Origin of the sequence: Sphingomonas sp. BK069, assembly GCF_014193405.1 — a bacterium.
Taxonomy (GTDB): Bacteria; Pseudomonadota; Alphaproteobacteria; order Sphingomonadales; family Sphingomonadaceae; genus Sphingomonas.
Window position 1 is genome coordinate 24,107 of sequence record NZ_JACHZH010000002.1, and the last position, 12,846, is coordinate 36,952.

General features: G+C 64.3%; 6 protein-coding genes. 3 read left to right on the plus strand and 3 right to left on the minus strand.

The window, feature by feature from the left end; translation table 11 throughout:
• Positions 1-6: 6 nt before the first annotated feature.
• The 3 genes from FHY02_RS08675 to FHY02_RS08685 form a co-directional block, all read right to left on the minus strand.
• On the minus strand, positions 7-2,607 hold the full coding sequence (locus FHY02_RS08675) for an EAL domain-containing protein (RefSeq protein WP_183921546.1): 2,601 nt from the start codon (positions 2,605-2,607) through the stop codon (positions 7-9).
• 361 nt (positions 2,608-2,968) lie between these two features.
• Positions 2,969-3,658 (minus strand): EAL domain-containing protein, encoded by a 690-nt coding sequence (locus tag FHY02_RS08680; RefSeq protein WP_260172817.1) that lies wholly within the window; start codon positions 3,656-3,658, stop codon positions 2,969-2,971.
• A gap of 638 nt (positions 3,659-4,296) precedes the next feature.
• Positions 4,297-5,709 carry a methyl-accepting chemotaxis protein gene (locus tag FHY02_RS08685; RefSeq protein ID WP_183921547.1) on the minus strand — a complete coding sequence of 471 codons (1,413 nt, stop codon included), beginning with the start codon at positions 5,707-5,709 and terminating at the stop codon, positions 4,297-4,299.
• A 452-nt stretch (positions 5,710-6,161) separates the two neighbouring features.
• Between FHY02_RS08685 and FHY02_RS08690 the strand changes: the two genes are divergently transcribed.
• From FHY02_RS08690 to FHY02_RS08700, 3 genes are all read left to right on the plus strand, one after another.
• Complete coding sequence (locus tag FHY02_RS08690; RefSeq protein ID WP_183921548.1) at positions 6,162-8,576, plus strand: EAL domain-containing protein; 2,415 nt, start codon at positions 6,162-6,164, stop codon at positions 8,574-8,576.
• Between the two features lie 204 nt (positions 8,577-8,780).
• Entirely contained in the window at positions 8,781-10,679 is a 1,899-nt protein-coding gene (locus tag FHY02_RS08695) for a methyl-accepting chemotaxis protein (protein ID WP_183921549.1), read from the plus strand.
• The gene (locus tag FHY02_RS08700; protein ID WP_183921550.1) at positions 10,676-11,440 is read left to right on the plus strand and encodes a TorF family putative porin; all 765 of its coding nucleotides are present in this window, start codon (positions 10,676-10,678) and stop codon (positions 11,438-11,440) included. The genes FHY02_RS08695 and FHY02_RS08700 overlap by 4 nt, the downstream gene beginning before the upstream one ends.
• The last annotated feature ends 1,406 nt before the right edge of the window (positions 11,441-12,846 follow it).

Below are 12,846 nucleotides of genomic sequence, written 5' to 3' on the forward strand. Positions count from 1 at the left end.
AGCGCTTTACGCACACCCGGTGGCCGCAACGACCTGGAACTCTTCTGACGAGTGAGCATCGCTCCTGCCGCCCGCGAGAGCTGTCCCGGCGCTCAGGAAGGCCGTAACCGCTTCCCGGGGCAACGGGCGACCGAGCAGGTAGCCCTGGACATGAGTGCAGCCGAGGTCTGAAAGCATCCTGAGCTGCTCCTCAGTTTCGACGCCCTCCGCGACGACGCTCATCCCCAGCCTGGCGCCGACCTGCGCCACCGCCTGGATGATCGCCTGCGCCGCCAGCTCGGCGGGCGCGGCGCTGACGAATGATCGGTCGATCTTGACCTTATCGAAGCGGAAGCGCTGGAAGTAGCTGAGCGACGAGTAGCCTACGCCGAAGTCGTCCATGAGGATCCTGATGCCGAAGCCGCGCAGCTCCTCGAGCTGCTCGAACGTGCGCTCGACGTCGCGGATGAGCAGCCCCTCGGTGACCTCGAGCTGCAGCCTTCCCGGCAGAAGCCCAGTCTCGGCGAGGACCTGTCGCACCGTGTCGCAGAGCCTGCCCGTCTGAAACTGGAGTGGCGAGAGGTTCACGGCGACGGGGACGGCCGCGTCCCATCCGGCGGCTTCCAGACAGGCCTTGTGGAGGACACGCGTCCCGAGCGCCTCGATCAGGCCGCACTCCTCCGCCAGGGCAACGAAGTCAGCGGGCGACACCAAACCCCGAGAGGGGTGCCGCCAGCGCGCCAGCGCCTCGAAGCTGGCGACCCTGCCGGACCGTACCTCGAAGACCGGCTGATAGGCGACTTCGATGCCGTCATCGTCGAGCGCATGTCGAAGCGCCTGCTCGAGCTGACGGCGGTCGCGCAGCGAGGCGTCGAGCGCCGCGCTGTAGAAGCACGCCGAGCCGCGCCCTGTTTCTTTGGCCCGGTACAGCGCCAGATCGGCGGCCTGCCGCACCTCGGTGGCGGTCCTGCCGTCGCCCGGACAAGACGCAGCACCGATGCTGGCACCGACGAAGGCCCGGGCACGGCCGGTTGGGAAGGGCTCGCTCATGGCGGCGACGATCAGTGGCGCCAGCTCGCCGGCGCGCCGGATTGCCTCGGCACCGACAAGGATCATCGCGAACTCGTCACCGCCTACCCTGGCCACCAGATCACCGCGACTGGCGAGCTCGCCAAGGCGAGCGCCCACCTGGGCGAGCACCTCGTCGCCGGCGAGATGGCCGAACTGGTCGTTGACCGCCTTGAACCGGTCCAGGTCGACGCTGAGCAGCGTGAAGGGCGTTCCGGCGCCCGCCAACGCTTCCACGCGGTCGACGAAGCCGCCCCGGCTGCGTAGGCCGGTCAGGGAGTCGTATTCCGCCATGCGGCGGACCTCGGCCTGTGCGCGCCGGGCCTCGGTCACGTCCTCCGTCATGCCGAGCAGGTAGCGTCCGTCACCGTTGGGCGCGTCGATCACGAGCCGCTTGGTGCGCAGGCTGAAGCGCTGCCCGTCCGCTCGGACGTGCTCGCTCTCGAAGACGTGCACGCCGGGCGCCGCTCCGGCGGCGCGATCCCTAGCCTCGTAGACCTCACCCTGACCCGGGAAGAGCTCGCCGTCGGTCTGCCCTGCGAAGTCCGACTGAGGCCTGCCCGCGATCTCCGCTCCAGCACGGTTCATGAGAAGGTAGCGACGGCTTTCCGCGTCCTTGACGAACAGCATCGCCGGCAGGTTCTCGATCACAGTGTCGAGGAACATGCGGGCTTGCTCGCGCTCGCGCTCCAGCATCTTGCGCGACGTCACGTCCCGGATGATCGCGGCGAAGGCGAACGACGTACCGTCGTGCCAGCGGCCGAGCGTCAGCTCGATCGGAAAGGACGATCCGTCCGCCCTCGTCGCGGTGAGCTCGACGGGACGCCCGGCAAGCGTCATGGGTGCGCCAGCCGCTGCCCGGGCGAAGCCATTCCGATGCGCGCCTCGGAACTCGCCCGGCATGATGATGTCGAGCGGAGCGCCGATCGCGACTGACGCCGTGTGGCCGAACATGGTCTCGGCGGCCGCGTTCCAGTATGTGATGCAGCCTCTGGCGTCGGCGCACAGGATCGCATCGGAGGTGACGTCCGCGACCTTCGCCGCCACCCTCCCGATCTGGCGGAACCGGCTGGTGTCCATGAGCTCAGTAGCGATTCGCGCCAGACCGCGGAGTGCCTCGCGCTGACCGTCGGTAAGCCCCTCGCGCGGCTCGCTATCAAACACGCATAGGCGCCCGACACAGTGACCGGAGGACGAGAAGAGGGGAGCGCCCGCGTAGAAGCGGATGGCGCCCTCGCCTTCGATCAGCGGGTTGCCGGCGCAGCGCTCGTCGAGCCATGTGTCGGGAATGACCAGGAGTTCGGCGCGGTCAATTTCCAGGCTGCACAACGCCTGCTCACGCGGCACCTCGGACACGTCGACGCACAGCCGCGACTTGAACCAGACCCGGTCGGCATCGACCAGTGTGACGCCCGCGCTGCCAGTACCGCAGGCCAGCGCCGCAAGGCGCCCCACCTCGTCAAAGTCATGCTGCGGCGGCGTGTCGAGGATGCCGAGGCTCAGCAGGCTCGTCAGCCGCTCCGCCTCGTCCAGGCCTGCCAATCCTACCGAGTCCATCATCGGCGACCCTTGCCACAACGACGGTTAAGCAATCACCCTGTGACTCCCCGAGGCTACGATCTCGCCAGCCCCGCCGACGTACATGCATGCCCTTCAACCCGTTCTGCTGATGAACACGTGCCCGCCAACGACTTCCGAAGAAGTCTTGAACGCACCCTGCCCGCCTCCCTCCAGACGTTTTCGAGCAAATCCGAGAACAGCCTGATACAGCATCGAGAGGGGAGTCGATCGTCAGCAGCAGGATGATAATTCAGGTAATCAGACGTTTGCGCTTACCACCTGGAGGTAGGATGGCCCGGAAGCAGCCTGTCACCCGCGCGTTCCTTTGCCTCGCTTCTTCGCAGAAGCCGAGAGCACCTTCCTACTGCTGTATGATGTCAGGCAGTCGCCCAATTTCTGGCTTGGCGTACCAGAAGCCTTGATGGAAGCGTATGCCCAGCTGTCGCAAGGCGTAGGCCTCTGCTTCTGTCTCGATACCTTCCGCGATAAGGAGGGTGTTCAACTCCTCGCACATGCTTACGACCGACCGTACGATGGCACGGCGAAGAACGTCCGTGTCGATGCCGCGAATCAGGCTCATGTCGAGCTTGACCTCGTCCGGCGCAAAACGCGCGAACATGTCTAGACCGGAGTGGCCGGCACCGAAGTCGTCGATGGCAATTGCGAAACCGATCTTCTTATATGTTTCGATGATGCTCATGACGTGCTGGGGCGAGCCCATCTGCTCGTTCTCGGTGAACTCGAAAATGAGCCGATCACGCGGCAGGCCCGCCTGCCCAGCGGTGCGTAGCATCAGCTGGATACACGCCAGCGGCGAGTAGACGGCATTGGGAAGAAAGTTGATGGAGAGACGTGCATCGGTGTTCAGCAGCCCCGCGCTGAGCGCACCTTGGATAGCCATGACCCTGCATGCCTGATCGAAGGCGTAACGGTTCGTCTCGTTAACACAAGACAGGACCGAGAGAGCACCCGAGCCGTCAACTCCGCGGACCAGTGCCTCATAGGCGAACGGTCGTCCGAGCTCTACGTCGACGATTGGCTGGTACGCCATCGTAAACGGTATATCGAAGTCCACGCCGTCCCGGCAGCCGGAGCAGATCCTACCCATTTCCATGCGAGCTTAACTACTCAGGCAGCGTTAAAACAGCCTGAAACCAGCTTCTTGCGTGGGATTCCGTGGGTTTTCCTCATCACGAGTTTGACTCTGGCAGGCCTGACAGCGGTTTGATCAGGAGGTGGACGCCTTCGCCGCCGCGCCCAGGGCACCGACGCTGCCCGTACCGCTCTCACACTGCGCTACCGTCCCGTCCTTCGCTACGATCCCTTCTCGAAGCTAACCCTGGCTCAGGTACGCCTCAGCAGCGTCGCGCGACAAGAAGACATCTGTGTAGCTTGGATCGTGCGAGACCTTTGTCTCACTCTTTCTGATCGAGTCTCGAACAACGACCGCGACGCGATCGTTGACTCGGTACAGGACCGGTAGCACCCGCGCGATATGAGCGCGTACCTCCGCAGGGTGCGGCGTGGCTGCACGAAGATCAATCATCAGCCTCACGCCCCTCGTCGATCGTCGCTCCATCACCAGCAATGATGAGAGTTCACGAAAGTGCTGCTGGGCTTCGGCAAGGCTCGCCAAGCCACTGCCTTGAACGAGGATGTGGCTCGGTCTCCGCTCGATTAGCAAGGGCATCAGAAGGCGGCCCAGTCTTCTTGCGCGGTTTGCCGCAACGCGGCCACCCGCGGCGCCGATCGCACGACCTCAAGCCGCCTGCTATCGCGCAGGTGCCGCGCGGGCTGCTGTCGATCCGTTCGACCAGCGCCCTCCTTCGGAAGCGTGAAGAGCGCGACCTCCTCGGCCAGCTTCTCGGCGTCCGCCGCCAAGCTGCGCGTCGCCGCCGTAGCCTGCTCGACCATGGCGGCATTCTGCTGCGTCACGCCATCCATCTCCGAAATGGCGGTGTTGACCTGCTGCAGGCCAATCGCCTGCTCCTTGGCCGACGTGGCGATCGTCGTGACGATCGCGCTGATCTCCTCGACGCGCTCGTTGATCCCGCGCAATGCCAGGCCAGTGGCATTCACCAACTCGACCCCCACTTCGACCTGGACGGTCGAGGCGGCGATCCGCGCCTTGACGTCCTTGGCGGCATCGGCGGAGCGCTGCGCGAGCGCGCGAACCTCCGAGGCCACCACGGCGAACCCTCTGCCCGCGTCGCCCGCGCGTGCCGCCTCGACGCCGGCGTTGAGCGCCAGCAGGTTCGTCTGGAAGGCGATGCCATCGATGACGCCGATGATGTCGGCGATCTCGGCGGACGTGCGCTCGATCCCGCCCATGGCGCTCACCGCGCGCTCGACGATGCCGCCGGAGGTCTGCGCCTCGCCTCGCGCCTGCGAGACGAGCTCACTGGCCTTTGCCGCGCCGTCAGCAGTCTCGCGCACCGTCGTCGTGATCTCCTCCATCGCCGCCGCAGTCTCCTCCAGCGCCGCCGCCTGCTGCTCGGTGCGCCGCGACAGGTCATCCGAGGCCGCACGGATGTCGCTGCTGCCGCTGTTGATGCCCGATGCCACGACCGACACCCTGTTCAGCGTCGACGCCATCGACTCCCTGGCAGCGTTGAAGTCGCGTCGAACCGTCTCGAACTGCTCGGCAAACGGTGTGTCGATCGGTGACGTCAGATCGCCGGCCGCCATGCGACCCAGGCCGGCTCCCAAAGCTTCGACCATCATCTGCGAGTCAGCGCTCGCTCGCCTGATCGTCTCGGCGTTGTCGCGGAAGACCTGCATCGCTCGGGTCATGCGCCCCACGCAGTCGCGGTGATCGAAGTAGAGGATCGCGCTGTCGAGATCGCCCGCTGCCAGCCCTTCCATGCGCACCACGGTGGTCACGTATGGATCGCTGATAAGCTTGCCGCTATACCAGGTGAGGAGCACCGGCAGCGATGCGAGGGCCGTGCCGCCCAGCATGATGCTCAACAGCTCGGTGGCCGGCGACACCGCTGCCAGATAGATCAGCCCGAGGCTCAGCGCGGCTACCACGATCTGAAAGGCGACCACCACGCGGAATTTAACGCGGATCGGGGCATTGTTGCGAAACCAGCTGATCATCTTCGTACTCCTGAGGCCGGCATAACTGCCGGACAGGAGTAAAGCTCCGATACACCTGCACCGAGCAAATCACATCACCGTGATCGATTTAGTGAAACAAGAATGCATTAACCTCTGCATGCATCCATTTACCATATAGGTACGTGATTGTCCTTGTATTCTCGCGTGAGAACGCGCGCCACCCTCCTTAACATACATGGTTTATCAATCTTTAATTATGGGCGCTCGAATGTCGCGCGATTCGGGTGTTTATATGACCTTACGTTATTCCACTTTTCCGGCGTGGCGAGCGGAATAGGACCGTTTCGAGTTTGGCTCGAGACGCCATCCGGGAACGGACGAGGCTTGTCCTCTAATCGACCGGTCGAGCGCCCCGCCCGCTTGCTCTAGATCATGCGCGATCACGCTAGCTGCTGATCATACATTAAGAGCTCAGGTGTAGCCCCAGCCGTATGGACGCCCTTCAAACCATCGCCCACTGCGTCGTGCACAACCACGATCACCGGCTTGCGAGCATGGCGGCGCTGGTCTGCGCGGTTGGTGTCTACGCGACCTTCGCCATCGCGCGCCACGCAGCGCGCGCAAGCGGGATCGCGCGACGGCGATGGGCTGAAGCGAGTATCGTCGCGGGCGGTTGCACCGCCTGGGCGACACACTTCATCGTACTGCTTGCTTTTCAACCTGGCATTGAGGCCGCCTTCGACCCGATGGCAACAATCGTGTCGCTGGCATGCGCAATCATCGGAATCGGCGCCGGCATGCTGGTGTCGATGGGATCACGCCGGAGCTCCCGACAATTCGTCGCCGGGCTAATCATCGGTGTGGGCATCGCCGGGCTCCACTACATCGGCCAGTCGGCCTACCTGGTTCGCGGCTCCGTCAGCTGGGACCCTGCGCTCATCCTCTTATCGCTGCTTCTCGGCGTGCCGCTCACCGGAGCGGGAATGATGACGCTCTCGCATCGCCGAAGCCGCGTCCGGCGCGCGGCGCCGGCTCTGCTTCTGCTCGCCATCGCCGTGCTGCACTTCTGCGGCATGGCCGCCATGACGCTGCGAAGCGATCCCACCGTGGTCTTCCCCGATGCCGCGATGTCGCCCGGGATGGTAACACCTTGGGTAGCCGGCGTTTCACTGGCGCTGCTTACGCTGGCGGTAATCGGGTGGTGTTTCGACGTGGCGGCGAAGGCGCGAGTTCGTCAGGACCAGCGCCGCCTCCGAGAACTCGCCGACGTGGCGCTGGAGGGCCTACTGATCTGTCGCGACGACGCGATCGTCACGGCCAATCGTAGCGTCGAGCGGCTCTCGGGTCACGTCGTCGGCGGTCTCGTGAGCCGACCACTCAGCTCGCTGCTTCCCGGTGTCGAGTTCGACAGCCTGCCGGAGCGGGAGGAGCGGGAGGCACAATTGGTCAGCGCGGACGGGACGACGATCCCGGTTCGCGTTCTTCGTTCCCAGGTCACGCTCGGGCATAAGCTGCAGACCGTCATCGCCGTGCGCGATCAGCGTGAGCGCCTGCGCACAGAGGCGCGTATGCACACACTGGCGTTCAACGACTCTCTTACCGGCGTGGCGAACCGGGCGCGCTTCTTCGACCTGCTGTCGCTGCACACCGCCTCGCGGCGCGATCGCGACCGGTCCTTTGCGGTGCTTATGCTCGACTTGGACCGTTTCAAGCCGGTCAACGACACTCTCGGCCACGCGGCAGGAGACGCCATCCTGCAGATGGTGGCGGAGCGATTGCAAGCTGCCTTGCGTGAAGATGATGTGCTGGCGCGCCTGGGCGGCGACGAATTCGCCGTGTTGCAGGGTGCCGCGGACCACCTCGACTCAGTGGCCATCCTCGCCGAGCGCCTGGTGAAGACGATCGGTGATCGTCCTTTCCCGTATCGCGGACAGACGGTGCACCTTGGCGCGAGTGTCGGCTTCGCCTGGGCGCCTGATGACGGTGACGATCCTGCTGAGTTGCTCCGCAACGCCGACCTCGCGCTCTATGCGGCCAAGTCCGATGGCCGCGCTACGTGGCGCCGTTACGATCCGGTGTTCGATGAGGAGACGCAGGAGCGTCGCAGGCTCGAGATTGGCTTGCGTCACGCGATCAGCGAGGGAGAGCTCGAGCTCCACTATCAGCCGCTGGTTGACGCCAAGACAGGGGAGATCACCGCGGCCGAAGCGCTGGTCAGGTGGAATCACCCTGACCGCGGTCTCGTCTCGCCGGTCGAGTTCATCCCACTCGCCGAGGAGACGGGGCTGATCCTGCCGCTCGGCGACTGGGTGCTGCGCACCGCATGCGCTCAGGCGGCGACTTGGCCAGTCCATGTTGGCGTCGCTGTCAACCTGTCGCCGGCCCAGTTCCGTGATCCCGCGCTCGCCTCGATCGTGCTGGCCGCGCTCCATTCGTCAGATTTGGCGGCCAGCCGGCTGGAGCTCGAGATCACCGAGGGCGTTCTGCTCAGCGACGAGGCGAACACGCTAGCCACCCTGAGGGAGCTCAAGGCCGCCGGCATCCGCATCTCCATGGATGATTTCGGCACCCGTTATTCCTCTCTGAGCTACCTTCGCAAATTCCCGCTCGACAAGATCAAGATTGATCAATCCTTCGTGCGACAGATACCGGATGATCCGGAGAGCGCGGCCATTGTCAGGGCGATCATAACAATGAGCGCCTGCCTAAGTATCGGCACAACGGTCGAGGGAGTGGAGACAAGCGAACAGCTCGCCTTCTCCGTCGCCGAAGGTTGCGACACGATCCAAGGCTACCACATCAGCCGACCACTGACCGGCACTGCGTTCGACCAGGTTCTCGATCTCACACAGCCGTGTAGGCCGCTGGCGGAGCGACCAAGCTTACGTGACTGCGAGGCAGTTTAGCCAGGACGCGGTCCTTTCCGCAGTCTATCGCCTGTCAGAGGCGTCGAAGCGCATACTACGCGAGAGAGGGGTGCGGATGCTCAAGCCACTCACGCAGGTGCGTTCTGGCTGTCAACGGGCGACCACCTCGCATCTGCCTTACTGCCTGTAGCCTGATCTTAATCAGTAATGCGCATTGCCTGACTGATGCAAGCGGGTGGATCCATGTTGGGCAGTGTACGTGATCACGCGTCTTTCAACAGCTATCGGCGTCATTTCCTGTACCCGCTATGCGCCCTCATGGCGGTCGCAGGCATCATCATCGTCGCCCTGCTGGTCTGGCTGACCGTCAATGCCGATGCTCAGGAAGCCGCTCGCGAGGCCGAACTCGCCCGCTTAGTCGTTTCCAGCCGGCTCGACTTCATGCTGCGCAATCAAAGCGACTACGCCACCTGGGACGATTCCGTAGCGAAGCTCGTGCTTTCCATCGATCCGGATTGGGCGAGCGGCAACATCGGCCCATACCTTTTTCGCACGCAGGGCTATGAGCACAGCTTCGTCATCGACGGCCACGACCGGACGATCTACGCCAGCGATCGTGGAGTTGCAGCCCGCGTCAATCCGTTCGCACTGATGGGACCGACGTTAACGCGCGCGCTGGCAGAGTTACGCCAAAAGCCGATCGGTGAGGATCATCGCCGCAGCGGTCTATTCCGTGTCGGCGACCAACTCGCCGCGTTCAGCATCGCCGCCATCGTCCCCGACCCGGGCAAAGTCCGGTTGCCACCCGGGCCCGCGTCCTACCTGCTGTTGGTGGACATCCTCACGCCGCAACAGCTCGCCAGCTTGGGCACAGAACGGCGCCTGCCGACCCTACATTTCACGGGAGATCCCGTCACGAAGCCGAACGTGCCCGGCTCCGTCGTGCTGCGGAGCGCAGATGGACGACCGCTTGGTCACCTGCGATGGGCCGTGCAGCTCCCTGGTACCGCCTTGCGCGATAGGTGTCTCCTACCGCTCGGTATATTGTTGTTGGCGATGGTGCTGATCGGAAGCCGCGTCTTGCGCCGCTGCCGTCTCGCTGTCGAACAGACCGACGCGGCGATGCGGCAGTCCGCCGCCGATGCTCAGGAAGCGCGGTTCGCCCTCGAGGATCTGAAAAGGGCCAGAGCCGACGCGACGATGGCGGACGCGGCGGCACGCGAAAAGCTCGAGGTCATCGTCCGAGACGTGAGGCACGAAAACAACGAGCTGAACCGGCGTCTCGCCGCTACTAGAGATGCCGCGCTGATCGACGCGAAAGAGCAACTCGAGGCGAAGCTGTCGCCGCTGCTGGATGCGATGCAGGGGCAGGCACGAACGTTGACGGCCGCCTCTGAACTGGTCCGCGATCAAGGGCGCGGGCTGGAGCAGCTGGTCGAGGTTGCGACCAAGGCCGCGACCGAGACGGAGCGATGTCTGGGCGAGCTGACGCCAAGGGCAGCAGCCTTCGCGGACGCAGGTCGCGAGATCGAGGCGGAGGCGCGCACCGCGCTGATCGAAGTGCAACGCGCCAGCGACGATGGCGAGGAGGTGCAGACCAGCATCGCCGCGCTTTCCTCGACACTCGACGAGATCGGCTCGATCGTCGGCGGCATCGACCAGGTTTCTCGTCAGACGAACCTTCTCGCGCTTAACGCGAGCATTGAGGCTGCGCGTTGCGGTGCCGCTGGTGCCGGCTTTGCCGTCGTGGCCGGCGAGGTGAAGGCGCTGGCCGATCACACCGCCGATCTCACCCGACAGGTGACCGACCAGCTCCACAACCTGCTGCGTCGTACCGCGGACACGTCCGGTGCGGCAAGGACCGTCGCCTCGGCGCTCGCCCGAACCGAACGCGCCGCAGAGGTTATCACTGCGGTGGTCCGACAACAGGTCCAGGGAGCATCCTCGATCCGGCAGAGTATCGACGCCGTCGCAGACGAGAGCCGCGGCACCACCACCGCGGTGGCGAACGCCCGAGCGGCGATAGCGGCCGGTCTCCACGCCGCCGACCGTATGGACGAGGTGGCGACGGATCTGACCACCGCGCTGAGCTCACTGAACGACGACATCGCCCTCTTCCTTCGCCAGTCGAGGGCAGCATGATTCCGCTCGCCTTGGCTATCCTCCTGGCCGCCCCTGCCGGCGCGGTCGGAGCCGTCGCACCACCCGAACAGACCAGCGGACCGCGGCCCAACCGCGATCCCGACGCCATCCCTGACGGCAAGCGGGTCCCGGCGGGCCGACCAACGCTGGCGTTCAATCTCGCTGCCGTCAGCGACTATCGGCTACGCGGCGTCAGCCAGACGAACGGCGGTCCCGCTGTCCAGGCCTCCGTGGAAGCGAGCGCACCAGCCGGCTTCTACGCTGGCCTGTGGAGCTCGTCTGTTGCCGCCTATGAAGGCGCACACTCGGAGGTCGACGCCTATGGCGGCTATCGTACGGCCCTTCATGGATGGAACGTCGACGCCGGCATCATGTCGTACTTCTACCCCGGCGCCGATGGTGTCAGCAGCGCCGAGATTTACGCCAGCGGCGCTCATGAGGTAGGCGATGCCGAGGTGAAGGCCGGCATCAGCTACACGCCGCATCAGGCCGCGCTGGGCGCAGGAGATGGTTTGTACCTCTTCACTGAAGCGGCAAAGCCGCTGCCGTCGATCCCGATCACCTTGCGCGCGCATCTCGGTCGCGAAACCGGAGTCAACACCATTAGCGGCTCGCCCAAGATCGATTGGTTACTCGGCGCGGATATCACGGTGAGCAGCGTTGTCTGGTCCTTGGCATGGGTCGACGTCCGCTATCGCGGGCGCTCGTCGGAGGATGACAGCAAGGGTCGGCTAGTTGCAGCGCTCGCCTTCGATTTTTAACAGAGCCATAGCAAATTTGATCTCCAGTGGCCTAGACCCAATGCCGGTCGGCACTGCCGCTGAAGTAGCAGCTCTATTGCTTACCTTTGTGGTCTAATATCATTTCAAGACGCGCCGGTCGCACCTGCGGCTAAGCGGTTGACTCTCCAGCATGATGTGGCGCTACCTGTCGCCAACAGCCGAGAAGAGAGGATCGCACGTGCGCCGTCTGCTTATCGCCGCTCTGGCCGCCGCTGCGGCTGTTCCAGCGCCAGCCCAGTACTACACGCCGGGTGGCAGCTTGGAGGCGGCTTACATCCCTCAGTTAGGTTCGAACGGCCGCACGACGAGGCGAACCGCCGGGTTCAGACGTCGCAACGCAAGTTGGTCGTGTTCTCGAGATCGGCGACGTGAGGGTACCACCCGTCTTAAGGGCTTTACGTGCCTACACCTCGGCGGCGTCCTTAGGATCCCATCTCATCAACGAAGAGCTGTTCACGCCAGAATTCTCTGAAGCGGACGGGCTGGTATCCACCCTCGAAAGCCGCTCGAGCCCCCTTCCTTGATGCTGAACGAACGGCCGGCTTTACCGGCATTCCGCCCGAAAGCGGACCGGCCGCTATCCACCCTCCGACGGCAATTAGCCCCCCCTTCGCTGCACGCTGAACGAACGGCCGACTTTCTACTACCGTCTGCTTAAAGCAGGCGGGCAGCTCTCCACGCCGAGCCCGCGATACAACACTAGCCCTGCGCCTTGGAAAAATTAGATTTTCGCCGCCGCCAGTCGGAAACGATTAGGAGATAACTCAGCGGCCCATGCCTAATTCCCGCGACTCCCCCCACAAGCGGCCATAAAGGCCGAGCCGCGGACCGAAACAGCCGGGCAGCTTGCGCGGTCGTTCCGCGGGACACCGGCGTACCGGCGTGATCTGGGCCGAGCTCGATGACCGCGGATCACCTTCGTAGACGACACCCAAACCTTTGTGGGACGGGTACTCTCAGATTGGACCCGGGGGGGGGCGTGACTACATCAGGATGGAACCGCTCTGAGCGACGGCGGCTTCCGCCTCACCACGTCCCCGCCCCCACGGGTAGCCTTTTGACAGTCTTGTCAGTGAAGCGCGTAGCGCGTCGTTGATGAAGCTATGACCGAAGCACGTGGACGAGATGGGATACAAAGCGTCCATGCTGCACACTGAGGGCTTGCGACATCGGAGGCTCGCCCTCTCAGTTCAGCGTTCGTAGCGGTTCATGGCCGATCGCCCGCAACCACAACGAAGTGTGGGAACAATCGTGGGAACTCAGAGCCAAGCCGAACAAAAAGCTTAAGCTTTCTGCCGATTTTGGCAGCACGGGTGGCGGAGCGGGAGCCCGTCGCAACATAGCGCGAAAGTGACGGCTTTCTGCGCCTTTCGCCGCCGCCGCCG